28 protein-coding genes and 2 tRNA genes are annotated in these 24,266 nt (G+C 49.9%); 14 read left to right on the top strand and 16 right to left on the bottom strand.

Features of this window, described 5'->3' with window-relative positions:
- Positions 1-7: 7 nt before the first annotated feature.
- The 3 genes from feoB to EVJ24_RS09760 form a co-directional block, all read right to left on the bottom strand.
- Complete coding sequence (feoB, locus tag EVJ24_RS09770; protein ID WP_131441153.1) at positions 8-1,984, bottom strand: ferrous iron transport protein B; 1,977 nt, start codon at positions 1,982-1,984, stop codon at positions 8-10.
- The gene (locus EVJ24_RS09765) at positions 1,981-2,217 is read right to left on the bottom strand and encodes a FeoA family protein (RefSeq protein ID WP_070328862.1); all 237 of its coding nucleotides are present in this window, start codon (positions 2,215-2,217) and stop codon (positions 1,981-1,983) included. The genes feoB and EVJ24_RS09765 overlap by 4 nt, the downstream gene beginning before the upstream one ends.
- Positions 2,218-2,404: 187 nt before the next feature.
- A complete protein-coding gene (locus tag EVJ24_RS09760; RefSeq protein WP_236637624.1) occupies positions 2,405-3,202 on the bottom strand; it encodes a pyrroline-5-carboxylate reductase family protein in 798 nt (265 codons plus the stop codon).
- Between the two features lie 209 nt (positions 3,203-3,411).
- Between EVJ24_RS09760 and yidD the strand changes: the two genes are divergently transcribed.
- Positions 3,412-3,681, top strand: a complete 270-nt coding sequence (yidD, locus tag EVJ24_RS09755; RefSeq protein ID WP_083274114.1) for a membrane protein insertion efficiency factor YidD — start codon at positions 3,412-3,414, stop codon at positions 3,679-3,681.
- 132 nt (positions 3,682-3,813) lie between these two features.
- The gene (locus EVJ24_RS09750) at positions 3,814-5,172 is read left to right on the top strand and encodes an alanine/glycine:cation symporter family protein (RefSeq protein WP_131441151.1); all 1,359 of its coding nucleotides are present in this window, start codon (positions 3,814-3,816) and stop codon (positions 5,170-5,172) included.
- Positions 5,173-5,191: 19 nt separating this feature from the next.
- Here the strand turns inward: EVJ24_RS09750 and EVJ24_RS09745 are convergent, their stop codons facing one another.
- Together EVJ24_RS09745 and EVJ24_RS09740 are read right to left on the bottom strand one after the other, a co-directional pair.
- Entirely contained in the window at positions 5,192-5,554 is a 363-nt protein-coding gene (locus EVJ24_RS09745; RefSeq protein WP_131441150.1) for a potassium channel family protein, read from the bottom strand.
- Between the two features lie 89 nt (positions 5,555-5,643).
- Entirely contained in the window at positions 5,644-6,393 is a 750-nt protein-coding gene (locus tag EVJ24_RS09740; protein WP_131441149.1) for a sugar nucleotide-binding protein, read from the bottom strand.
- 101 nt (positions 6,394-6,494) lie between these two features.
- Between EVJ24_RS09740 and EVJ24_RS09735 the strand changes: the two genes are divergently transcribed.
- Both EVJ24_RS09735 and EVJ24_RS09730 read left to right on the top strand, forming a co-directional pair.
- Complete coding sequence (locus tag EVJ24_RS09735) at positions 6,495-7,049, top strand: GNAT family N-acetyltransferase (protein WP_236637623.1); 555 nt, start codon at positions 6,495-6,497, stop codon at positions 7,047-7,049.
- A gap of 105 nt (positions 7,050-7,154) precedes the next feature.
- Entirely contained in the window at positions 7,155-7,964 is an 810-nt protein-coding gene (locus EVJ24_RS09730; protein ID WP_131441147.1) for a DUF368 domain-containing protein, read from the top strand.
- An 80-nt stretch (positions 7,965-8,044) separates the two neighbouring features.
- Here the strand turns inward: EVJ24_RS09730 and EVJ24_RS09725 are convergent, their stop codons facing one another.
- Together EVJ24_RS09725 and EVJ24_RS09720 are read right to left on the bottom strand one after the other, a co-directional pair.
- Positions 8,045-8,599 carry a methyltransferase family protein gene (locus EVJ24_RS09725; RefSeq protein WP_131441146.1) on the bottom strand — a complete coding sequence of 185 codons (555 nt, stop codon included), beginning with the start codon at positions 8,597-8,599 and terminating at the stop codon, positions 8,045-8,047.
- Positions 8,600-8,695: 96 nt separating this feature from the next.
- Entirely contained in the window at positions 8,696-9,541 is an 846-nt protein-coding gene (locus tag EVJ24_RS09720; RefSeq protein WP_131441145.1) for an ABC transporter ATP-binding protein, read from the bottom strand.
- Between the two features lie 190 nt (positions 9,542-9,731).
- Between EVJ24_RS09720 and EVJ24_RS09715 the strand changes: the two genes are divergently transcribed.
- Positions 9,732-10,781, top strand: a complete 1,050-nt coding sequence (locus EVJ24_RS09715) for an NAD(P)/FAD-dependent oxidoreductase (RefSeq protein WP_201740367.1) — start codon at positions 9,732-9,734, stop codon at positions 10,779-10,781.
- Positions 10,782-10,791: 10 nt separating this feature from the next.
- On the opposite strand, the gene EVJ24_RS09710 is transcribed toward EVJ24_RS09715, so the two are convergent.
- Entirely contained in the window at positions 10,792-11,205 is a 414-nt protein-coding gene (locus EVJ24_RS09710; RefSeq protein ID WP_071399118.1) for a VOC family protein, read from the bottom strand.
- A 102-nt stretch (positions 11,206-11,307) separates the two neighbouring features.
- Between EVJ24_RS09710 and EVJ24_RS09705 the strand changes: the two genes are divergently transcribed.
- Positions 11,308-11,679 carry a hypothetical protein gene (locus EVJ24_RS09705; protein ID WP_131441143.1) on the top strand — a complete coding sequence of 124 codons (372 nt, stop codon included), beginning with the start codon at positions 11,308-11,310 and terminating at the stop codon, positions 11,677-11,679.
- Positions 11,680-11,741: 62 nt separating this feature from the next.
- Here the strand turns inward: EVJ24_RS09705 and EVJ24_RS09700 are convergent, their stop codons facing one another.
- Positions 11,742-12,623 (bottom strand): hypothetical protein, encoded by an 882-nt coding sequence (locus EVJ24_RS09700; RefSeq protein WP_131441142.1) that lies wholly within the window; start codon positions 12,621-12,623, stop codon positions 11,742-11,744.
- A 331-nt stretch (positions 12,624-12,954) separates the two neighbouring features.
- Here EVJ24_RS09700 and EVJ24_RS09695 point away from each other — a divergent pair, with 331 nt between their 5' ends.
- A complete protein-coding gene (locus tag EVJ24_RS09695) occupies positions 12,955-13,176 on the top strand; it encodes a hypothetical protein (protein ID WP_035385937.1) in 222 nt (73 codons plus the stop codon).
- A gap of 175 nt (positions 13,177-13,351) precedes the next feature.
- On the opposite strand, the gene EVJ24_RS09690 is transcribed toward EVJ24_RS09695, so the two are convergent.
- Positions 13,352-14,266 carry a hypothetical protein gene (locus EVJ24_RS09690; RefSeq protein ID WP_131441141.1) on the bottom strand — a complete coding sequence of 305 codons (915 nt, stop codon included), beginning with the start codon at positions 14,264-14,266 and terminating at the stop codon, positions 13,352-13,354.
- A gap of 201 nt (positions 14,267-14,467) precedes the next feature.
- Between EVJ24_RS09690 and EVJ24_RS09685 the strand changes: the two genes are divergently transcribed.
- The 3 genes from EVJ24_RS09685 (at position 14,468) to EVJ24_RS09675 (ending at position 16,713) form a co-directional block, all read left to right on the top strand.
- Entirely contained in the window at positions 14,468-15,682 is a 1,215-nt protein-coding gene (locus EVJ24_RS09685; RefSeq protein WP_131441140.1) for an LCP family protein, read from the top strand.
- Between the two features lie 79 nt (positions 15,683-15,761).
- Positions 15,762-16,466, top strand: coding sequence for an NAD(P)-binding oxidoreductase (locus tag EVJ24_RS09680; protein WP_131441139.1), 705 nt, complete (start codon positions 15,762-15,764; stop codon positions 16,464-16,466).
- A 28-nt stretch (positions 16,467-16,494) separates the two neighbouring features.
- Entirely contained in the window at positions 16,495-16,713 is a 219-nt protein-coding gene (locus tag EVJ24_RS09675; protein WP_016508377.1) for a PspC domain-containing protein, read from the top strand.
- Positions 16,714-16,749: 36 nt separating this feature from the next.
- Here the strand turns inward: EVJ24_RS09675 and EVJ24_RS09670 are convergent, their stop codons facing one another.
- Positions 16,750-17,601, bottom strand: coding sequence for an aldose 1-epimerase family protein (locus tag EVJ24_RS09670; protein WP_236637622.1), 852 nt, complete (start codon positions 17,599-17,601; stop codon positions 16,750-16,752).
- Between the two features lie 75 nt (positions 17,602-17,676).
- On the opposite strand from EVJ24_RS09670, the gene EVJ24_RS09665 reads away from it, so the two are divergent.
- Positions 17,677-18,231 (top strand): TlpA family protein disulfide reductase, encoded by a 555-nt coding sequence (locus EVJ24_RS09665; RefSeq protein WP_131441137.1) that lies wholly within the window; start codon positions 17,677-17,679, stop codon positions 18,229-18,231.
- 41 nt (positions 18,232-18,272) lie between these two features.
- Here the strand turns inward: EVJ24_RS09665 and EVJ24_RS09660 are convergent, their stop codons facing one another.
- The 4 genes from EVJ24_RS09660 to EVJ24_RS09645 form a co-directional block, all read right to left on the bottom strand.
- The gene (locus EVJ24_RS09660) at positions 18,273-18,479 is read right to left on the bottom strand and encodes a DUF3006 domain-containing protein (protein WP_016508383.1); all 207 of its coding nucleotides are present in this window, start codon (positions 18,477-18,479) and stop codon (positions 18,273-18,275) included.
- 392 nt (positions 18,480-18,871) lie between these two features.
- Entirely contained in the window at positions 18,872-19,672 is an 801-nt protein-coding gene (locus tag EVJ24_RS09655) for an MBL fold metallo-hydrolase (RefSeq protein WP_131441136.1), read from the bottom strand.
- A gap of 163 nt (positions 19,673-19,835) precedes the next feature.
- Positions 19,836-19,909, bottom strand: a tRNA-Gly gene (locus EVJ24_RS09650).
- A 24-nt stretch (positions 19,910-19,933) separates the two neighbouring features.
- Positions 19,934-20,007: transfer RNA gene (locus EVJ24_RS09645), tRNA-Gly, on the bottom strand.
- 128 nt (positions 20,008-20,135) lie between these two features.
- Between EVJ24_RS09645 and EVJ24_RS09640 the strand changes: the two genes are divergently transcribed.
- The 3 genes from EVJ24_RS09640 to EVJ24_RS09630 are packed head-to-tail and all read left to right on the top strand — an operon-like array spanning position 20,136 to position 21,462.
- Positions 20,136-20,495, top strand: a complete 360-nt coding sequence (locus EVJ24_RS09640; protein WP_131441135.1) for a hypothetical protein — start codon at positions 20,136-20,138, stop codon at positions 20,493-20,495.
- A 2-nt stretch (positions 20,496-20,497) separates the two neighbouring features.
- On the top strand, positions 20,498-21,052 hold the full coding sequence (locus tag EVJ24_RS09635) for a hypothetical protein (protein ID WP_070328879.1): 555 nt from the start codon (positions 20,498-20,500) through the stop codon (positions 21,050-21,052).
- Positions 21,049-21,462, top strand: coding sequence for a hypothetical protein (locus EVJ24_RS09630; RefSeq protein WP_070328880.1), 414 nt, complete (start codon positions 21,049-21,051; stop codon positions 21,460-21,462). The genes EVJ24_RS09635 and EVJ24_RS09630 overlap by 4 nt, the downstream gene beginning before the upstream one ends.
- 40 nt (positions 21,463-21,502) lie before the next feature.
- Here the strand turns inward: EVJ24_RS09630 and EVJ24_RS09625 are convergent, their stop codons facing one another.
- Positions 21,503-24,073, bottom strand: a complete 2,571-nt coding sequence (locus EVJ24_RS09625; protein ID WP_131441134.1) for an SH3 domain-containing protein — start codon at positions 24,071-24,073, stop codon at positions 21,503-21,505.
- Positions 24,074-24,266 lie beyond the last annotated feature (193 nt).

The raw sequence follows: 24,266 nt of genomic DNA, 5'->3' as shown, positions 1-24,266 counted from the left end.
CTCCTTGTTAAGCCAATCCGAACAGACGACCGATTTGATAGATCATCAGTGATACGACGTACGCAACACCAAGCCCATAAAGGCTAGCGACCCACGTCAACTTGGCACTTCCCACCTCGCGCCGAATGACGGCGACGGTCGCTAGACAAGGGACGTACAAGAGGACGAACGCCATGAAGCTATATGCGCTCAACGGCGTAAACACGGGAAGCAACGAAGCAGACAAGTCAGATTCACTGACCGCATAAATGATCGCCATCGTCGATACGACGACTTCTTTCGCCAAAAAACCTGTGATGAGCGAAGCACCGGCCTGCCACGTCCCGAAACCGAGTGGAACCAACAACGTCGCAACGACCCCGCCGATCATAGCGAGAAAACTCTCATTCATCGGGACGTCCATTCCGGCTGGACCGGAATAGGCGAGTAACCAAATGAAGACGGAACCGCCAAAGATGAACGTACCTGCTTTTCGGACGAACCCTTTCGCCTTTTGCCACGTGCTGCGCCAAAGCGTCAATCCTTGGGGGACACGGTATGGAGGCTGTTCGACGATAAAGAGGCTGTTCCGATCTTCCGCCGCTAATACGGACGTGAATATTTTCGCGGCAATCAACGCCAGGACGATCCCGAGTATATAGAGCGATAAGACGACGAGCGCTTGGTTTGATGCGAAAAAACTGGCAGCGAAGACGGCATAAATCGGTAGACGCGCCGAGCACGACATGAACGGCGAAATAAAAATCGTGACGAGCCGCTCCCGTTCTTCCTCGACCGTCCGTGCCGCCATAATACCTGGGACGTTACAACCAAATCCAATGATCATCGGAATGAAACTTTTCCCGTTCAGTCCGACGAGTTGCATAAATCGGTCCATGACAATGGCGACACGCGCCATATAGCCAGAGTCCTCTAAAAACGAGATAAAGAAAAAGAGCACGAAAATCTGTGGGACGAAGACGAGGACACCGCCGACACCGGCAATCACCCCATCAATCAGCAACGCCTGGATGAAAGAAGAGGTCCCGAGCAGTTGTAACAACGAGCTCGTTCCGGACGTGACCGGACCCGACAGAAATCCATCCAACAGATCGGACAACGGGGCACCGATCCAGTTGAACGTGATGTGGAATAAGGCGTAAAGTACTGTAAAGAAAATGGGTAAGCCCCAGATCGGATGTGTCACGACGGCATCGATGCGGTCGGTGACCGTGGCTTGTTGTGCGCCTTGCTGATCGACGACGTGATGGCGAACGTCTTTCGTCCAGTCGCGTCTGCGTTCTGTAATGTGAGCGTGGGCGAAGCGTCCGAGTTTCACTTCTAACGCTTTACGAATTTCATGGACGGTTGGCGACGACGATTCGAGCTGTTCTGAAATGACGCGATTTCCGGCCAAGTATTGAATGGCGACCCAGCGATCGCGCTCACCAAGTCCCGTCGCTTCAAGAATTTGTTGAATCGCCTGTTCGGTCTCTTCCCCGTAATCGAGTATGAACGGCTCGCGTGGGGTCGTTCGCAGGGAGGACAGGAGGACTTCACAGCCGGCGCCGGTGCGCGCTGTGATCGGAAACACGTCCGCGTCCAAACGTTCTCTCAAGCGCTCTAAATTGATGTGGATGCCTCGTCCTTTGGCAACATCGACCATGTTCAAGCCGATTTGAAGCGGGCGGCCCATTTCGAGCAGTTGGAGCGTTAATTGTAAGTTACGTTCGAACTGCGAGGCATCGATGATATTGATCATCCCATCGAACGGTTCCTGCAACAGGAATCGCGAGACGATTGCTTCGTCAGCCGATAGCGGGTCTAAATCATAGACACCGGGCAAGTCGATCAACTGTCCGATGTTTCCATGCAGCTGCCCGATTTTCTGTTCGATCGTGACACCTGCCCAGTTACCGACGTGGGCGAAGGAACCGGTCAATCGGTTAAATAGAGACGTTTTTCCGGTGTTCGGGTTTCCGATTAAGGCAATCCGTTGCGTCATGGGACGATCACCCCGATCTGTTCAGCGTCACAGCGACGGATGGCAATCATTTGTTGATGTTCGATTTGTTCAATCGTGAGCGGTCCGGAAAAGATGGCCCGACGCTTAATTCGGACGGAGCAACCTTCATAAAACCCTAAGGCGATCATGCGACGCCGCAAGCGGTCATCAATTCTCGTTAAATCGGATATGAGCACTGGTTGATGTAGCGGCATGGCAAGTAATGAACTCATTAAGATCTCTCCATTTTAGTCAAATGATAATTCTTCTCATTTGGTAGCATAACACGTTCTTTACTATCGGGAAGCAAGATTATTTGTGGATTTTATGACTTCTAAAAAATAGTAGTGCGAGAATTAAAAAAACCGCCCGATAGAAGTCAGAACTTAACGTTCGACTTCTATCGGGCGGTTCAAGTACTTACGTTCTTTCAATCGTTGCGTCGATAGGATCATGATCTTCTTTCGCGCTCTCGCGGAGCGCAGACGACATCACGTCAGACAAGTCACGTGAGCGGAGCACGCCGACACCGCGGTCGGTCGGTCCATCAGGTGCGGCGACGTCTGCGATCAGCTCATCGGTCGGACGTGTCTCATGCAACAATAACTCGGCTGATCCTTTCATCGCTTGAGCGACGATTTGGCGGGCCGTGTCTTCATCAAACCCGGCTTCTGTCAGCACCGGGGTCATCGAACCGACGATCTCGTAAAAGAACGCAGGACTGCATCCGGCCGCCGCCATGAAAGCCGACATCGTTTTCGCGTCCGTGACGGCCGTCCGACCGACACGGTTGAACAGTGCCGTCGCCGTCTCGCGGTCGGTCGCATCTGTCTCAGGTCCGAACCAGAGTCCGGTCATCCCGGTTTGATGGGCGACCGGAGTGTTCGGCATCGCGCAGATGGCTGGGATGCCGGCTGCTTCTTCAAGCTCGCTCGGCTCGATATGCGCCGCAACGGATACGAGCAGCGGTGTTTTCCACGTCTGTGATTGAGCGTAAGCTAAGACGCCGTCTGGTTGCATCGCGAGCACGACGATGTCGTAAGCGTTGACGTCTTCTGTTTCGACGATCTGTACGCCGAGTTCATCTCGCAACTGCTCTAGACGTGTAAGGTCGCTCCGGTTCGTCATCGTAACCTGTTCAGGGGAGAGCCCGGAAGCGATCCAGCCTCGGACGAGTGCCTCGCTCATCGATCCTGCTCCTACCATTAATATGTTCATTTCCGTCACCTCTTCATTCATTTGATTCGGTCGTATATATGTTGCCTATCATAACAAATGTTCGAACAATTATCGCCTGCCACGCTTGAATTGTAAAAGAAAGGAAAAAAACTCGTCGTTTTGTAACGAGAATCGACGAAGCGCTGCAGATGACAATTCACCCAGTCCGGGCTATCATTGCAGTAATCTGACTGAGCGAGGCGATTGAAATGAAACGAGTATTAGTACGTGGGATTCAAGGATACCAGCGCTTTATTTCCCCTTTAAAGCCCCCGACGTGCCGATTTTATCCGAGCTGTTCGCACTACGGGATTGAGGCGATTGAGAAGCATGGCGCTGTCAAAGGCGGGTATTTGACGACGCGGCGCCTGTTGCGATGCCAACCGTTTCATTCGGGCGGACTTGACTATGTGCCGGACGATTTTGATTGGAAAGCCCCTCTGCAACGCGAAAAGCCACCGTCACAGCGAGACGTCTAACCGACGGCTCGCTGTTTTAGATACAGAACGTTTACTCGCGTCTTTGTTTTAGTACAATACTTTTGACAACGTTCCGAGTATTCTGAAAAAATAGAGGTGTATTTATTACATACGGGGAAAGGGGATTACAGCATGAGTCAATCGTTCAGCGAACTAATCGGTACGATTTCAGACTTTGTGTGGGGACCGCCGCTGTTAATTTTGCTTGTGGGGACAGGCGTTTATTTGACGGTGCGTCTCGGGGGGCTTCAAATCACGAAGTTGCCTTACGCGTTGAAACTCGCGTTCTCTAAAAATCAAGACAAGACGTCAAGAGGAGATATTAGCCACTTCCAAGCGCTCATGACAGCGCTCGCGGCGACCGTCGGTACGGGGAATATCGTCGGTGTCGCGACTGCGGTCGTCCTCGGGGGACCAGGCGCGATTGTTTGGATGTGGGTATCGGGCTTCTTCGGGATGGCAACAAAGTACGCCGAAGCCGTGCTCGCCGTCAAGTACCGAGTGACGGACGAACGTGGTCAAATGGCCGGAGGACCGATGTATTATTTGGAACGGGGCTTGAAGCAACGCTGGCTCGCAGTCGCGTTTGCAGCGTTCGCCTCACTAGCCGCGTTCGGGATCGGGAACGGGGTTCAAACGAACTCGGTCGCGTTGGCGCTCAACTCGACATTCGACGTCCCACTGTACGTGTCGGGCATCTTAATTATGATTTTTACGGGCGCCGTCATTCTCGGCGGAGTCAAAACCATCGGTCGTGTAGTCAGTTACTTTGTTCCAGTCATGATCGTCTTTTATTTAGGAAGCGGTCTCTTGATCATGATCATGAACTACACACTCATCCCCGATGCGATCGCGCTCATCTTCAGCAGCACGTTTAGCGCCGAAGCGATTGGCGGCGGAGCCATCGGGGCAGCCATCCGGTACGGGGTTGCGCGCGGCGTCTTCTCGAACGAAGCTGGTCTTGGCTCGGCTCCAATCGCAGCGGCCGCGGCCAAGACGGACATGCCAGGTCGTCAAGGCCTCGTCTCGATGACGCAGGTGTTTCTTGATACGTTGATCGTCTGTTCGGTCACCGGGATCACGCTCGTCATGGGCGGTCAAATCGGTTCTGGCCTCGAAGGGGTCGAGTTGACGACGGCGACGTTCGAGCAGTTCCTCGGGCCGTTCGGCAGTTATGTCGTCACAATCGGTCTTGTCATGTTCGCCTACTCGAAGGTGCTCGGTTGGTCGTATTATGGTGAGCGATCGATTCATTACTTGTTCGGTCAAAAGTCGATCATCCCGTATCGGATCGCATTCGTACTCGTCGCCGGACTCGGGGCGATGACGACGAACTTGAACATGGTATGGGCACTGTCTGACGTCTTCAACGGCTTGATGGCCATCCCGAACTTGATCGGGCTCTTGTTCTTGTCGGGCGTCGTCATCGCCGAAACGAAGCGTTTTAATCAGCAGTTAGCAATCGAGAACCGAAGTCGAAAAGCATCGTAACGAACGAACGCCGCCATTCTTAATCGGATGGCGGCGTTTTACGTTTGTTCTTAATCTCCTCGACTCGTGCTTGCTGCAAATGATTGAATACTTGTGTGATGAATCCGACCATGATGCCGACGCCGGTGATGACGTAACCGATCGTGAACACTTTGCCGATATCGGTCGTCGGGACGAAATCACCGTAGCCGATCGTCGTGAGCGTGATGACGCTGAAATAGAGGGCGTCTAACCAACGCATATCTTCAAAACGGGAGTAAAACAGCGTACCTGACAAAATCGTGAGGAATGCTAGACTGAACAGAACTTGAAATTCAGGTTCTTTCAACCCACGCCATATTCCACGAAACATGCGACGGAACGTCAAAATGAATGAGAGCATACGGCCCCCTCCCTTCCTATGTAAGTTTGTTCGGTAGAAGCGAGGTAACATCCTTTATAACCATAAAATGAGTCGACGAATTCGTCGACTCATTTTGTATGAAGTGTCAATCGTTTCGTGATCGGTTGGATCGTGATGTCCATGTCGACCATCCGGTTGTCGCGTTTTGGTTCATCCGCTCGCTCGACGCGCCACGCGAGGTCATGCAACTCGTTTAACGAAGTGGCGATGTCGTAGAACGACAGGCTCGTATTGCCGTTCAATTGATATAGACCCGGACCGCGCTTCGTCAATATCTCGAACAATGCGTCGGCCGTGTCTTCTAAAAAGGAGCACGATGGATACCAGTGGGTGCTCGCATTGATGACACCGTGCTGGTTCATTTCATTTGTAAAATAGTCCATCATATTATTCGAACCGGCAGCTTCGCCGATTTGCCAGCCGAGTCGGACGATTTGTGCACCAGGGTTGGTCCGAGCGATTGCTTCTTCGCAGGCGCGTTTGTAGGTGCCGTACTCGTCCGTCGCGTCAGGTGGTGTGTCCGGCGTGATCGGACCGGTCACATTGTCTGAGAATACTGAGACCGTGCTCGTGAACAAGAACGGGATGTTGTATTCTCCGCAAAGGCGGGCCAACGTTTCAGCCCATTCAACCGATCCCATACCGATATGAAGAAAATAATGAGGACGCACCGATTCAATAAATTCACGCATCGCCGCCTCGTCTGAAGTCGAGACTTTTGTTCTGTCCCAAGCGACAGGTTCGATCCCATGTCGTTGTATCGTTTTGGCGACGACCGGTGCGACTGTACCGTTCATGCCCGTTAAAATAGCTTTCATTAAAAATTCCTCCCTTCTGTTTCTATCATCCCACACTTCTAGATGTGACAAACCAACAGTTTCTAGCTTTATGCTAGACTAATTGGTGGAGGAGATAAATGATGAACATTCGACAGGCACAGTCAAACGAAAGTGGAGCAATCGCACCGCTCGTTTACGCAGCGATTCATGACATCGCGTATTCATTGACGGGGACGACAGACCAAAAGCAAGTGCTCGAACGCTTAGCGATGTGGATTGGTCGGCCGAACAACCGGTTAAGTCATGAAAACATTTGGGTGGCAGACATAGATGGCGTTATCGCAGGTATTATTATCGCCTATGAGGGCAAGCGCGCGATTGAGTTGGATGAGCCGATTAAGCAATGGCTCATCGAGCATGGACAGCCTGGGCAAATTGACGTGGAGACGGAAGGAGACGTTTTGTATATCGATTCCGTGGCCGTCGACTCAGAATTTGGAGGACGCGGCATCGGTACGAACTTGATCCAGCGAGTGGTCGAACATGCTCGCGAAACGAACATCCCGGCCGTCACACTCAACGTCGACCAAGGCAATCCGGCGGCCGCTCGTCTGTACGAACGTCTTGGCTTCCGCAAACATAAAGAGATTGAGATTTCAGGAGGGCGTTTCGATTATATGACGTTTGACTTGTGAAATATGGACCGAAGTCTGAGTCTCGGTCTTGAAACCGATGCAAAACCCGAGCTTCTCGGATATACTAAGTGCTTGAAACGAATCAGATATAAAAGGAGATCGATTATGGAGTGGAAAAATATCCTGCGCGGTATCGCGATGGGGACGAGTGACTTGATTCCTGGCGTCAGCGGGGGGACAATCGCAGTCATTTTAGGGATTTACGATCGATTGATCGAAGCGATCAGCGGTCTGTTCAGTCGACACTGGAAGAAGCATGTTGCGTTTTTGATTCCTTTAGGCATCGGGATGGCGGCCGCAATTTTAGGATTGAGCCGTTTAATTGAATTTTTATTGCTAGAATACTATGCACCGACACAGTTCTTTTTCATCGGCTTGATTCTTGGGATCATCCCGCTGTTGATGTTTGAATTTAAATCGCGTGCGACGATGCGTCCCGTGCACATCGTGGCGATGGTGATCGGAGCGATTCTAGTAGCAAGTATGGCAATCATCAAACCGGCCGATACGGCCATCATTACTGAACTGTCGACCGGCACGGCGCTGTTGTTGTTCTTCTCGGGTTGGCTCGGCAGTATGGCGATGTTGCTCCCGGGGATCAGCGGTTCGTTCGTCTTGCTCTTGATCGGCGTGTACCCGACGGTCATCAGCGCCTTGTCGAACTTGAACGTGCTCATTATCGGGATCGTCGGACTCGGTGTAGCCGTCGGGTTTATCGTCAGCAGTAAAGTGATCCGTTATTTGCTCGGGAATTTCCCGGGCATGACGTTCTCGGTCATCTTAGGACTCGTCATCGGGTCCCTCGCCGTCGTCTTCCCGGGTCTTCCGGAGACGGCGACGATGTGGGTCTTGAGCGTTGTTTCGTTCGTTGCCGGTTTTTTGATCGTCCGACTGCTCGGTCGATTTTCCGTATAAAAAATGCGATCCTGTCATTTGCTGACAGGATCGCATTTTTGTTGGGTCGAGGTTATCAATTCGTGTTTTTCGACGCTTGTTCAATAAATGAACGGAATCAATCGTTTTCGTGATTTCGCCCAAGTTTGATAGGCGCTGCCGAAGTGTGACGTCAACATCTGTTCTTCGATATGGATGCGCCAAAGCAAGGCGATCCCCATGGCGAACGTACCGACGAGCGCGACGCCCCAATGACTGAAATAGAGCGAAAATCCGAACGTGATAAATAATAGCCCGGTATAGAGCGGATGGCGCAAAAAGCGGTACGGTCCAGAGCTGACGATCTCATCAGCAGGACGGACGACGACGTGACGGGTGAATTGATGACGCAAATGCGCGATTCCCCAGTAACGAAGTGAAACACCGGCTATGTAACACCCGAGCCCGAGCCAACGGACTAGGAGCGGTTGGCGTGTTTCAGTGAAAATAGATAAACCGATCGAGACGGCGAACACGGTGACCATAATAAGTGAGACGATGTAAAAGCTCATGTGCTCACTGTTGCCATCGGTCGGTTCATCACGATTACGGTATCGCCTCATTTCATACAGCCATGCGGCCGATACGAGGATAAACAAACCATCGAGCCAATCCATAGTGTTTCCCCCTTTCTTCAATATCTTCCACTCATTACCCGCCTCTTCCTGCTGAAAAACGCCTCGCAATGTGCAAGGCGCTCCGTTTTCTTCATACTAACGAGAACTAGCAACGAGATCAGCACTCGAAGGGTCGAGCGCTTCACGTTGAATCTCATCTTTTATAAGTTGGTAGGTGAGGCACATCGGTTTTTCGGTCCGTGGGTCTCGTCCGATGATGGCATCGATGTGAAAGACTTGTCTAAGGACAAGTGGACAAATGACTTCCTCGGCGGAGCCCGTCGCAAGCACTTCTCCGTCTTTCATGGCGACGATATGGTCGGCAAAGCGGGCGGCCTGGTTCAAGTCGTGGAGGACCATGACGATCGTCCGGCCCTGCTCACGGTTCAACGTTTCGAGTAGTTCGAGCACTTCGAGCTGATGCGCGAGGTCGAGATACGTCGTCGGCTCATCTAAAAAAATCAAGTCTGTCTCTTGGGCGAGCGCCATCGCAATCCACACACGCTGGCGTTGTCCGCCTGAAAGGGCGTCGACGCTTCGGTCTTTGAACTCGAGCGTGCCGGTCACGTCAAGCGCCCAATCAATCACTTCATGGTCATGTTTCGATAAACGACCAAACCCGGATTGATAAGGGAAGCGACCGTACGAGACGAGTTCTCCCACTGTCAAGCCACCAGCGCCTTCAGGTGTTTGCGACAAAATCGCCATTTTTTGGGCGATTTCTTTCGTATTGCATTTAGCGATGTCCGCTCCGTCTAAATAGACCGAACCGTTAGACGGGGACAGAATCCGAGTCATGGCTTTCAAGAGTGTCGATTTCCCACAACCGTTAGGGCCAATGATGGTTGTGATTTGACGGTCCGGGATCGACAAACTCAATTGCTTCACAATTGTTTTGCCGCCGTAACCGACCTCGATATCTGCCGTATGGATCCGTGACATGTGGATTCCCCTCTCCTCGTAACATTAGTTTTGATAATGATTCTCAATGTAACGTCAACTATAGCAGTCTAAATGAAAAGCTGTCAACGAATGTTTTGATATCAAAATAGATTGTCTGAACTAAAATTTCGATGTATATTAAATGAGAATGATAATCAGTGACGGTAAATGTTTAAGGAGGATGGAACGGATGAGCGAACAGGACGTGTACGACATAACAATTATTGGTGGCGGTCCGGCGGGATTGTATGCCGCTTTTTATAGCGGGTTGCGCGGGATGAAGACGAAGTTGATTGAATTTCAACCGCATCTCGGTGGTAAGATCCATGTCTATCCGGAGAAGATGATATGGGACATCGGTGGCGTCACCCCGACGACGGGTGCCCGCCTCATCGAACAATTGATTGAGCAAGGTCTCACGTTCGATCCGACCGTCGTGCTTGGCGAGAAAGTAGAATCGATGGCGAAAAATCACACTGGTCATTTCGTGCTCGATACAACAAACGGCCGGCACGTGTCAAAGACGGTCATCGTCGCGACGGGGAGCGGTATTTTACAACCTCAAAAAATTGAGATCAGCGGGGCGGAGCGGTTCGAAGTCTCGAACCTTCATTATACGGTTAAGTCGTTGATGCGTTTTAAAGGGAAGACGGTATTGATTTCCGGTGGCGGCAACAGCGCCATCGATTGGGCGAACGAACTTGAGCCGATTGCAGAGCGCGTGATTTTGACGTATCGAAAAGAAGCGCTCAAAGGGCATGAATCGCAAGTCGACAAGCTCCTCTGCGGCCGAGTCGACTGTCGCCTTCATACAACGATCGAGGATTTGATTTCCAATGATGGCACGACGATCCATGCCGTCAAGCTCATCGATTGCGGGACCGGGGCAAGTGAATTGGTCGAGGTCGATGAAGTGGTCATCAACCACGGCTACGAACAGGACTCGGCTCTCCTCAACGACAGCGAGTTAAAAGTCGAGATGGTGGATGGGTTCTATGTGAACGGGAACGCGAGCAGCGAATCGTCAGTACCTGGACTTTATGCAGCGGGCGATATTTTGACGCATGAAGGCAAGGTGCATCTGATTGCGGGAGCGTTCCAAGATGCGGCTAACGCAGTCAACCGGGCCAAGACGTTCATCGATCCGGACGCGACGAAGTCGGCGATGGTGTCGTCGCACAACGAACGGTTGAAGGCGAAAAATCGTGATATCATCGAGCGGACAATAATGAAGCAGTGAGAGACATCCCTCACTGCTTCATTATCGGATAATCACATAGTTCGACGATGACCCCGCCCGAGTGGCGTGGGTCCATATAGATGAGGCGTCGGCCTTTTGCCGTCGTTCGGAGCGTATCTTCTAAAAACGTGATGCCGTCGCGTTTCAAAGCGGCAATCGATGCTTCTAAATCATCGACCCGATAGGCGATATGGTGAACGCCTTTGCCGCGTGCTTTCATGAATCGGGCGATCGGGCTCGTCGAACTTGTCGGCAAGAGCAACTCGATCACGTCTTCACCGACGTGAATCACGGCGAGCTCGGTTTCGACACCGGCTGCCGTATTCGTATAACGATCGACAAGTTTTCCTTGTAACACGTTTGTGTAAAACGAGATCGCTTCGTCTAAGTCGCGAACAGCGATCCCGGTGTGGTCAATTTGCATACTAATCCCTCCTCTTGCTCTAGTTTGCCGAAACTTGAACAAAATGTCACTTCACAACGTTTTAGCAAAATCCGATATAGTAGAAGAGGGAGGGACGGCGACATGAACGGAAAGATCACTCTTGGATTGATTAGCGCGTTCGCGCTGGTATCATTTGTGTTTGGACTCTCACTTGCGACGTTTGTCGATTATCAGATCAATGAGGAGCAAGTCGTTCTCGAACGACTGACGACCCAAAAAAAAATCGGCCCGGCAGAAATCCTTTCGACCGAAGTGGATTTTCATTTGAACGGTTCGAATTATGCGCTTCGCTTCACGGATGAACCTCACATCACGTATTGGTTCAGTGTCGCGGACCGTGAAATTCAATTCGATCGGATTGAATCGTTAGACCGACGTGATATCGGACTTCGAACCGTGCTGTTCGAAGAGATGCCACCCTTAGCAATCGAATCGGCAAACGCTGCTGAATGAAGAAAAGACGCCAAACGAACGAATCCTTTCCGTGAAAAGGACGTGACGTTTAGCGTCTTTTTTTAATTGAGTGGAAACGATGGCGCGGAAGGCGCCACTTCTTTAATCATCGTATAGGCTCCTGCTTGGGTTGGCGATCCACCTTGTCGGATCAAAGCGTATCGTAGCTCTGGTTGGAGTGAAGTCAACGTGACCCGAATTTGTTCAAGCGACCTGAACCGGAAATAAAATTCTTGCTGAATAAAAGACACAGCCTCTTGAATCAATTCATCGCTACCTGACACGTGGAGTTCATATACGTCCAGTCGTCCAGATCCAATTCTTGATCGCATGATGCCGACGATTTTCCCTTTTAATTTAAGGGAATGGAAAACTTCCTGACGATGTTCATGCTCGAGCAGTCGTGATGCAGTCAGCGGCAACACATCAGTCAGCATATGCGCATATTGATTTCGGTAGGCGAGCCAGCTAGAGTGTGTCGCAAAATAATCAACGTGAAGCGACCAGTTCTCGTATGTATATTTTTGGAAAGGGATGAGCGGCAATGTGTAAGTGACGGTCTCGTGATACGGATTAAAACCGAGCACTTCAAACATTCGACGCTTATCTTGGTCGTGGTCTTGTTTGACGTGCAACAGCAACGTTGTGTCATGTATACTGTTTCGACGTATCTCACGAATCAGTCGGTCGAGCAAACCTCGGAAGACATAGCGGTCCCGATACGCCTCGTGCGTGAGCCGGATCATCTGGTCCGTTGCATAATCGCTATAGTCGGAGGCAATTGCTGCGACGGGAACATCTCCTTGCCAGGCCGTATGGACATATTGGTGTGGTCGGATGGCGAGGATGTGAGGCGACTCGCCCGGGTTGTACAATTGGTGAAGCAGTGAACGTTTTTTAGGTTGGATTTGGCGACACTCCGCGAATATAAGCGTCCGTTTCATGAGGAATCCTTCTTTCTTCTAAAATAATCACTACCCTTAAATTGTAAGGGCTACCAATTGAAAAATGTCGTGTTCATTTTATGAACATTCATCATGTTTGATTACTGTTTTGACACGTGAAAAGTCAGATTTTTAAAGGGGGATGGTGAGGGAAATGGCTTTAGAATGAGCATTTTATCGAGGGGTAATCCGTGTCGGAACGAGGAAGTTTAGAGCAACGAAGGGGCTGTGAGATTTGTTAAACTTTTCCGGTGGGAAGAGGAGAAACGAATGGGTCGAAGCGAGAGAGACGTGCTATACTGTCAGTGAGAAAAAACGACAGGAGTATGATATGCGATACGTAATAAGTTTATGGTTGGCGCTGCTATTGGTCGGTGTCCCGGCCACGGCTCTTGCCGAGACTGAACCGATTGTAGTCCATGACAATGTCATCGTTGAAGAACAGGTCGAGTTATACGAAGGCTTCCGGTCACCAAATGAGATGGTGTTTATTTTCGTTTTAATTGTTTTGTTGTCAGTGATCGGGTTGGGCATTATTAACGCGATTGAATAACGTGAAAACGTTCACAAAACTGCAATAACTATCCCGGAAGCGGTTTCAAATATCTTTTATACTAGGTATGTAGGACGGAAGTTCTGCACCAACTTCCACTCCTCTTTTCAGATGAACACCCCTCGTTCATATCATGTTTTGGAGTCAACCGACGCCGTCGGTTGACTCCCTTTTTTTAAAATTGGATGCGTTTCTCTTTGGCTAGCCGGCGAAGTCGTTTCGTTTCATCAGAATGTCCACGGCTCTCGAGCATATTGACATACACTTTGAACGGTTCTGAACGGTGTGAGAAGAAGGGGATGTACTCAGAAAACAACTTCCGTTCAGCTTCTGACAATTGTCCGCGTTCAACGAGGAGTTCGAGTTCAAGCATTTTAAGTGCTTGATAGTCCTCAAGTGCGCTGTCATCGGACGTGGCTTTGGCAAGTGTCCGTTCACAAAGTGTGATGATGCGTTGATGGAATAAATTCCATTCAAACGAAGTGTAGGGTTGCTCGAGAAGTGTAGAGAGTAAGTCGACCCGTGTCGAGTCAACATCTTTTGGGACGTGGAGCGCCGTGTACAAAGAACGATCGATCCACACGTCGGAGGTGGGGGCGTCGAGTTGATAGTAATGAATCAATTGAGTGAGCATCGTGGTTTGCGAGAGTTTCAGCAGTCGAAACGGGTCACTTGTTGAAAATAGGGGCTCTTCCCCTGCCGAAGAGGACAAGAGTAAAAACATTTCCTCATACATCGTCCGTGCCTCTGCTTCATCTTCGGCGTAATACGATAAGTCACGAATGATTTTCTTGGCGTGTATATACCAATTCTTTTGATCGCGTTCGCTCATGATTTGATTTGGCAGCAAGTAGAGGTGATCGTAAGCCAATTCTACGAAGCGTTCAGCGAGGATTACTGTCTGCGAGAGCGAATGTCGCTCGTCTGACGATTTTTGTTCTTTGTAACGAGTGAACTGACTAATCATGTAATCCATATCTTTTTCTTCGATAACGGCTTTAGGGGTGTTTCGGTACATTTCGACGACTAAATCGCGAAGAGTCGTCTCTCCGTACTGTTCAAGTAACATGCGGAGCTTCCCGATGCGCATTAGCTCTCCCTCCCTTCAAAGGACATCGAACGGGCTGCCATGTCTCATTTATAGGCAGACACCGATTATTATTCCTTTCCCGCTTTTCATTTAAAACAATCCTCGCGTCTCATGCTTAAGACGGATTTTTGCGCTAACCGTTGTCAGAATAGAGTTTGTCGATGATAATGTAGGAAAATCTAAACTATAGAGGTACATCATATGAATGACGATCAACAACTCTCACGTGTCGAACGACGCAGACGTGAATTAGAACGCGAGCGGCTAGAAGAACTGTCTCGCGATGAACAAGTGAATCCGGTCGAGGCGGAAGACGAAGTGATTCGCCCTTCAGCAGAGTCGAAGCAAGCGGAAGGACAAGACCATCCGTTTTTAGATCGTTCCGATGAAAAACGGACCGAGACGAACAATAATCGAAAACGGAAGGTTCAAGTACCTAAACTGAAGATGCCGTTCGGGAAAAAAGCGAAGCGCCAAAAGCGTGACGACAAGCGAGAACCACGCTCGCGTGACACGAGAGCGCATGAACCGAAGCAACAAAGCAGCGTACCACCGAAACAAAAGCCGCAAAAAGACAAGCGCAAGCGCCGAAGTTGGAAAGGAAAGCTCTTGCTTGTCCTGCTGCTCCTCGTGATTGGGGTCGGTTATATGGCATCAAACCCAGTTACGTTCTTAGTCATGGGCAGTGACGCCCGTGTCGGCGAATCGGTGTCCGGTTCCCGAACGGATTCGCTCCAGCTGATGGAGTTCGTCCCACGTTCACGGACCGTCCAAAACGTATCGATTCCACGAGATACGTATACGGCGATCCCGTGTGAACCTGAGCGCGAAGGCGATAAGATTACCCACGCCTTCGCTTATGGGGGCGCGGAGTGTACGGTCGGTGCCGTCGAAGGATTGACCGAAGCTTCGGTCGACGGTCAAGTCGTCATCACGTTCGAGACGTTTATGGAATTGATTGACGTCGTCGGTGGAGTGAATATCACGGCCACCCATTCGTTCAGCGAAAAAGGGTTTAATCAAACGTATGAATATACGGAAGGCGTATCGTATTCGATGGATGGGGATATGGCGCTCGCCTACGCGCGACATCGTAAATCGGATACAGACGGTGCCCGTTCAAGTCGCCAAACCGAGGTCATGTCGGCAGTGGCCGACAAGTTGGTCAGTCCGGCCGGATGGTCGAAGATCCCGGCCACGTACAGCTTTATGAAAGATGAGATGGGACTTGAGATGAATCCACTACAAATGGCGTCGATCGGACTCACGATGATGCTTCAACCCGAAGTGAATAAACTTCAAGTCGACGGACAAGATGCTTACATTGACGACATCTACTATTACCAACCGAATGAAGAGAGCGTCCAATCGATTCGTGATGCGCTCGACTTAACGATGTGGGGAACTGTGAGATAATTTTGCGAAACGGGTTTGATTCCGTACGGAAAGAGGAATTTTAATCAAATGAACTACTCTTTTGAGGAGGGAAATTTGAATGAAAGTTTTAGTCATTGGAGCAACAGGAAAGATCGGTAGACGTGTCTTGAAAAGTTTAGCGAAAACGCATCAAGTGACCGCTTTAATTCGTTATCCTGAACTGCAAGCAGAGTACGAGAAAATGGGTGCGCGTGTGCTCACCGTCGATGTTGAAAAAGAGCTCGATAAAAAGATTCACGAGGCGACCTCAGGACAAGACGCCGTCATCGTCGCTGCGACAGCAGGTGCTGAAGGAACGAGCAAAGAAATTGAACTGCTTGACCGGAACGTCGCGATGAAAGCGATTGATGCCGCTAAAAAAGAGCGCGTCCGTCACGTGGTCTTACTAAGCGCATACGGTGCCGATCGACCAGACGCCGGCCCGAAAGAACATTACAACTTCTTGTCTGCGAATAATGCGGCCGATGAGTATATCGAACATAGCGGCTTGAACTACACGATCATTTGCCCAGTGGCAATTATAGATGGACCTGGAAAAGGGTCGATCGAAGCTTCAGAAGACTTAAGTGACGCCTCAGGCGCCACGATTTCCGAGACGGACGTCGCGACAGTCATTGCTGCCTCGCTCGATAATCGTGGCTTGTACGGACGTCGGATTGAAATTAGATCAGGAAGTACACCGATCAACGATGCACTCGATTTTGATAGTCGAGGCGAAGCCGCGACAGCTGGAAGAACGACACTTCGTCGACCACAGCGATGACCGAAAAAATGAAGGAGAAGGTGTCTTGATGGAACGAAAATTGTACAAAGATCCGTCTGACCAAATGATAGCAGGCGTTTGCTCGGGGCTCGGGAAGTACCTCGGAGTAGACGTGACGTTGATGCGGATCATCTTCGTCGTTCTCGCCTTATTCGGCGGACCGGGCTTGTTAATTTATATCGTGCTCGCGATTGTCATGAAAAAACCGCCTTCAGAGTATGAGGCGGAACAAGAAAGCCGCTTCTAACGAAAACGTGCTGACCAATGCGGTCAGCACGTTTTTTCATTCCGTATAGAGCGTGTAAGTCGCTTCGAACGTTTCGTTCGGTGCGAGCAACTGCATATCTTCTTTTTGACGGATGTCTTTACGATGTCCTTTATAATCGGCATGACCGAACCAAGGTTCGAGGCAGGCGAACGGGGCGTCAGACTGAGGCGGTGACCAAATCCCGAAATGGGTGAATGTCGGGCACTCCATGACGATGGCGCGACCGCTCGGTTGGTGGCGTAGTGCGGCATACTCGATATTTTCGAAAATCAAAGCGTCTTGGTCGAACAAGTGATGCGAGAGCGGGATGTAGCGACGTTCGCCGAGCGGTTGATAGGCGCCGGTCAAATAAGGACCCTCTAACAATAAGCGATCAAGTGAGCGCGTCTCACCGAAATCGATTGTATACTCTTCGAACACCCCGCCCGCGAACGGGATATTGAAGGCAGGGTGTCCGCCGATGCTGAACGGTAACACCTCGTCGCCGTCGTTTCGGACGCGGTATGTCACGTTCAATTCCTCACCGATCAGTCGATAATCCACGTGAAGTTCGAACGGGAACGGATAGTGTTTCCTTGTCTCGACCGAGTCACGGAGAACGAAGCGGACGTGTGTATCAGACGATTCTGCGACTTCGAACGTCTCATCGCGAGCGAATCCGTGTTGGCTCATCGTATACGTCAAGCCATCATATAAGTAACGGTCATCCAACAACCGTCCGACGAACGGGAATAAAATCGGGGCTTGTCGTCCCCAATACGTAGGGTCGCCTTGCCAGAGTAGCTCGGTCCCGTCTACTTTCCAACTCGTCATTTCCGCGCCTTGCGCTTTCAAAGTGACACTGACTTTTTCATTGTGAAGTTGCACGATAGTTCCGCTCCTTTGAGTGAATGTGATAAGTTAAGTTTAGAAATGAATAGGACAGAGAACAAGGGGTAAATAATGCGATTTCATAAACTGGCTATTGGATTGATTATGGCGGGACTGATCGCCGGTCTGGGCTATAAAGGGTATGACGAATACAAGGCGAGTCAAGCGAGCGAACAGACTGAACGTGTCGCGACGGACGACACGGTTCTCGGTGGTCTCGAGATCGGTCAACGCGCGCCCGCCTTCGAACTGGAGACAATCGAAGGGGAAACGTTGGCACTTGATGCGTACGCAGGACAGCAAGTCGTCTTAAACTTCTGGGCATCGTGGTGCCCGCCTTGCCGAGAAGAACTGCCGGAATTGATCGAGTTCGGCGAAGAAACCGGGATTCCGGTGCTCGGGGTGAACGTCACGAAAAATGAGCGACGCGGCAGACAAGACGTCGAGGCGTTTTTGAAAGAAGTCCCGGTCAGCTTCCCGGTATTATTGGACGAAGCAGGGACGGTGGAGAAGACGTACCGCGTCGTCGCTTTGCCGACAACGTATGTCGTCGGTCCGGACGGTGTGATCACAGCCAAACAAGTCGGTCCGGTCGACTTTAACTGGTTACGCGAACAGACAAAATGAACGTACAAAGACAGACTGGAAGAGAACCGGTCTGTCTTTGTTTACTTTTTATAATGTTGTTTGATGAGCGCATCGAAATTCGGTGTCATGTCTTCTTCAAGATAATAATGGTGGTTATCTCGAATAATCGTATCGCCAACCCGTGCTTCTGATGGCAAGAATCGTCGTGGGATAAAACTTGAGCCGTTGTTCCAACGTAACACAGCGTATTTCCCTTCGACTCGCACCAACGTGCCATATTTGATCATGCCTCTTCCTCCTCAGCGAACAGCTTTCTGTCTCTTTTATTCTTATAGAGTGTATTCCCACATTCCATAAAACCTACACATATTTGAATGTTGCTACACAAACGAAGGAGAAGTAAACAACGAGCAGCAATTGTGAAGAAAGTTTGAAGAAAACGCTTTCTTTTTGAAATGTTTTCTTCTATAATGAAGGCACGGGGTGATTATGACGAATTTGTGAACAATGGGGGTATGGTCAATGTTTTCATCAGCTATGATCGGATTGCTCGCTCTTACCGGAGTGACGATTTATGGGATTGACCGTATGTTCACGGTCCGTTCAGAACGCATCACAAAGAAATAGGTTTACATAGGGGGATCGCAACGTCTTGGGGAGACGTTGCGATTTTTTTGCGTCAATAGTCGCGTTGGCGTGCCTCGCGCTCATGCTCTTTTTGTTCGACATGTTTTCGATTGCGTTCGTGAACCCGGTTAAAAAAGGCGTGCTCAGGCCAAAGTGGGGACCAGACGCGTTCTTCAGGCAAAGCGAGGATATATTCTTCGGCAGCGCTGAGTCGTTCGATCATCTTACTGCGGTCATCGCATAGGTCGCCGTGGCCCGGGATGAGCCAACGGATCTCGTGTTCGTAGACGGCGGATTGAAGTTTTTGAAGCGATTCGAGATACGCTTCCGCGTCGTGCTCGATGAACGGTGGTTCGATGTTCGATCCGTAATCACCGCACACGAGCAGACGCAACGGTTCGACGATGAGTGACATATGGGTCGCTTCATGTCCTGGCGTCAAGTAGAACGTGATCGGAGTAGCACCGAGCTCGACCGTACTGTCTTCGGAGATGATGATGTCGACGACCGGCTTTTGAATCGGGCGGTCGATGTAATACTGTTCGTAGAACGTTTTAATCTCTTCAAGTTGGGCGCTGGCGTCTGTTTCGACGAACACTTTTGAAGCAATCACGGTCGCATCAGGGAAAGCGTAAGCGCCGATGATATGGTCATAGTGCTGGTGCGTATAAATGACGTACAATTTCTTACCTTGTCGCTTCAACTCGATATCGCGACGGATGGTCGCAACTTCTTCTGGCAACCAGTTCGGGTCGATTAAGATGAGGCTGTCTTCAGTGTCGATCAAAGTCGATGTGGTTCGCATTAAAGCACTCTCATAAACGGTAAATGGCTGTAGGCGGACTTGAATCATGGTGATCCCTCCTTCATATCTCCAATTCTTTTCCCGAATCGGTCTCATTTAAGCTTGACGTCCAAAAACAAAAGAGCAGGAAGTCGAATGACCTCCTGCTCGTTACATGGTGTGCACCATGTGGTTATGTGTGCGAGTTAAGCCTCGCGAATATGTCGGAAATTGGAGCGGGTGAAGAGAATCGAACTCTCGTCATCAGCTTGGAAGGCTGAGGTTTTACCATTAAACTACACCCGCATATTCAAGTATGAAATTTAAAATTGGAGCGGGTGAAGAGAATCGAACTCTCGTCATCAGCTTGGAAGGCTGAGGTTTTACCATTAAACTACACCCGCGAAACACTTAACGTTACGGTAATATAATAGCACACGATTTAACCTTTGCAAACCCTTTTTCGAAAAAACATTAGTTGTGGCGGATAGGTGGTCTTGCTAAGATAATAGAAGAGGGGAGTGGGACGGGCATGAGCGAACGAAAATCTTATTTGAAGATGATGAGTGAAGGGTTTCGCATGATGAACCAGGCGAAACAAGTCGAACAAACTGTAACGCTCCGTCAATGGACGTTCTCGGTGCGGCATGAGTCGATGTGGCATGTGATTTTACGGACTGACCGGCTAAAATGGGTCAGTTCACCGACCGAGACGTTGGTCATCGAGCCGATGTTCGTTCAAATCGGAGCGTTGCATCTCACGCGCCACGTTGAAACGAACGAGGTACGTTTGAAAATCGAGGAAGAATGGGGAATTGAAAGTAAGATCGTCTGCGACGATCAAGAGTGGGAACGATTCGTCGAAGCGCTCAAACAATTGAAGGGGGAGTAGTCGTGAGTCGAGAACGACTGTATCGGATTGAAGCGGAAGCCCGTGGCAGCGCTTGGCGGGCCCGCGTATTGACCGGCATCCAACGGTTCCGCTTTTTTAAAGGGGAACTGCTCGCACCGACTGAACGACCCTATGTCGTCTTGAGCATCTCCCAAGACGCGGGGGCGTTACCCGATTTGATTGAGACGGATATGGGCGTCTTGCTCATCCATGAACGAATCGGACCCATCTTTATGAATTTATGTCCGTACGACATCCAGCTCGTCCGGGTTGAACTGCATACGAGTACCGGCAAGACCGACCACTATTGCGCGCTCAACGTCTTACGCCGATTTGAGATCGAGCACCTCGAGGATTCCGGTGAATATCGTCCGTTAAGCGAGGATCGTCTCTACTTTCTGTCCCGACAAACGGTTCGGATGGATTTATGCGGACATATGATCGCCCAAGATCGAAACAGCCAACGCCTTTACGTGACGGAGCGGCTCAAATATGCGCTGCAAGCCAAAATGGTCACCGGCCTGACATTCAAGAAAACGAAGGAGCAATTAGCATGAAAGAATACGAAATCGACGGGTGGCTTCGTTTATCCTACCCAGAGCACTATGAATACAATGAAGAAGAGGATCACGTCAGCTTCTATTCGGTGGAGGAAGATGCGCAAGGCACGCTTCAAATGTCTATCTATGAAGCAGAGGAGGCCCAGGCCCCTGAAGATGCGGCGCTGCAAGAACTGAATACCTTTTTAGGGGAGTTCCCGATCGACATTAAAGTCGCACCGAGCGTGACGGATCAATCGGGCGGCATGACGACGGCTTACGCGAGCGGGATTGAAGACGACATGTATTTGGACGTCTGGTCGCTCACGGACGGGAAGCGCCTGTTGTTTTTGACGTACGTCGCCGACAAGAAGACGGATGAAAAGTTAGAAATCGAAGCAATCGTCGATTCCATCGAATGGACATGAAAAGAGACACGAAGCCAAGTTGGCTCGTGTCTCTTGTTCGTTATTGGAACTTTGGTACGTCGAAGTGAACTGTGTACGAATTAAGTTGGCTATACACGTTATTGATTCGATGGGTTTGTTTTAAAGCCCAACCGATATCAGTCGCATATTGATGCACACCCGGTCGGTCTGGGTTGAAACGCATCTTATAAAGTGTATTTTGTTTATAGGTTGGGTGATTGATGTATTGTTCGCTAATCCATCTAGCACCATCTTTAATTGCAATCTCTGGTGTGAACCACTTCTGCTCGAACGCGAATTTCGCGCCTAAAACAACGGGATTGCTATCTGAAGCTCGGATGCCGTACATATTGTAGACTGTAGCCGCAACAGGACGTTCAGGATAGATGCGTGTACCGCTATTATTAATTAATGCGTTGCCGTCTTTATCGACAGGAACCCCTTTAGATAAAAGTGATGAACCATACCCTGTTTCGTGTGTAGCGTGGGCAAGCAAATAGACTTCATTTACATTATATTGTTTTCCCGAGTCGATGAAGAGTTGTCCTTTATCGGTTAACGTTCCGCTCAACCTGCCGTTGTTATTGAGGACTTTATTCAACATCGGGGCAGTCGTTCCTGCATTCTTCGTCAAGTCGAGGAATTGATAAAATCCACCTGAACCAACTGTGAAATGATCAGGGTTTGTAAACGCATCAATTTCAGACAACGAAGCGTGACGCCAAACATGATCGTAAATACGAACGTTATGTCCGCCTGGTCGGTAGTACGGACCGATTAAATAGTAATTTCCGACTTGCCCCGTAATACGGACTGTTTCACCAGGGTTAATATGTCCGTATACATGTGAATTCAGATTATCTAAACTAAGAAGTTTTGCTTCTCCGACAACGGAAGAGGCCGGAACGTATCCGATCATTGGACCATAAGAAACTTTGTACCACGTCGAGATGCCGCTCGGACGCTCCATATATTGAAGAAGAGCGCCGCTTGGGATTGTCGCCAACACTTCGGCGTTATTGCTTGATGGATTTTTTTGCAAGTTAATCGATCGAACTGTTTGAAGAGGTGTATGAGTGATCACACCAGTAGACCCGGTGACTTTTACCCACGAACGTGGTAAGTAAGTCGCTTTCGTTTTATTCGCGTCTGTCAGCCCGGAATTGGCGGCTTGGCGTTCGGCCATCCCGCGAACTGTCATTGGATAGTCTGTATACGATACAATGCGTTGGATACCAGTAGCTGGCGGTGTCGTCGTAACGGGTGCCGTATAACTCAAATGGATATAGCCGCCGACGAAACTTCCGCTCGTCAAGATGCCCCATTCCGTATTCAAGACAGGTTTCACTTTTACAATCGTGCCATGGATAAGGGTGCCGATGGCGGCATTTCCAGTCCCAGGAGTCGGCCGGACGTTCAGTGGCGTACCGCTTGAGATGACTTGTACTTCAAGCTCAGGTCCGTATTGTTCGGTCGAAGTCGACGGGGCTGTGAGCGAGAAGTTACGTGCTGCGACATACCCAGTCGTATTTGCGTAACGAACTTTAAACCATGAGCCCGTCGCGCCGTGCGCCGACAGCTGGTCGACTTTTGCACCGACCGGGATCGTTTGAAGGATGTTGCCGCTCGTCGAAGTCGAAGAGTACATCGTCGCCGTCTGTTTAGCGTAGTAAGGTGTGACCGGTTCCGCGACTTGTGACTCAGATAAGTTTCGCATCGGTACGTAACCTGTCAACGAGCCGGCTGCGACTTTCGCCCAAGACCCGGTCGTACCGTGTGTCGAGATCAATTTAACGCTTGTCGCGATTTGAAGTGTGCCGACTACTTTTCCTGAAGTTGACATCGAACTGAAAAGACTTGATTTTGTTTTGACATACATCGTTGTCGGTTCGACTGTCACGAGCGGCTGCAAGTTCCGTTTCGCGACATAGCCCGTCTTCCCGCTATATGTCACTTTGGCCCACGATCCGGTCGTGCCGTGCTCCGAGAGGAACGTTACTTTCGCACCTTTCGGGATCGCAATTAGGGTTGGGGACGTTGAAATCATCGAGCTATGCATCGTCGTGTTTGTTGTCGTACTATGCGTCGGGTTCGCTTGGGGTGCCACGGTTTCGCCTCCTACTTGAGAGAAGTAGCGTTGAGCCACATAGCCAGTTTTCCCGCCGTATGTGACTTTGAACCATGATCCAGTCGCGCCGTGCGTCGATATGTAAGTGACGGTCGCACCTTTTGGAATCGTTGTAACGATTGAAGCGCTCGTTGTCATCGCCGAGCGCATATTGACGGTCGCATTAGCTGTATACGTTTTGGTTGTTGCCGCTTTCGTGACGGTAGACTTCAACGTTAAGTACGAGGAAGAAACGTATCGCTTTTGACCTTGAAACTCGATTTGGGCCCAGTTGTTGCTTGTCGAATAAACTTGTACAGCAGTTCCTTTCGTCAACTTGCCGACAATCGCTGACGAAGTCGACGTAGAGGACCGGACGTTCAAAATGGAGGTATTCACCGTGCCTTCGTATGTTGCTGCATATGACTCGGTCGGTCCGATCATGCTCAATACTGTGCTAGAGATGAGGACGGCCGCGCTCAGTCGTGTAATAGTTGGTTTCAATGTGTTACCCCTTTCATTCCATATACTTGAATCTATAAGTGTTCTTCGTAGTGCGCGGTCTAAGTATAGCGCACTTAAAAAATGGAAAGAAGATGAAAAATTTCAAAAAAGGTAAATGAATTAGAAAGTCGTTGGTTTAAAATGTAAAAATAAAAAAACCTCCATTTAATAGGAGGTTTTTCCATGTCTTAGC

This window comes from Exiguobacterium sp. SH1S21 (genome assembly GCF_004337175.1).
In the GTDB taxonomy this organism is placed as follows: Bacteria; Bacillota; Bacilli; order Exiguobacteriales; family Exiguobacteriaceae; genus Exiguobacterium; species Exiguobacterium aurantiacum_A.
Note: the sequence above shows the minus strand (reverse complement) of the source record. Positions and strands in the feature narration are given on the sequence as shown.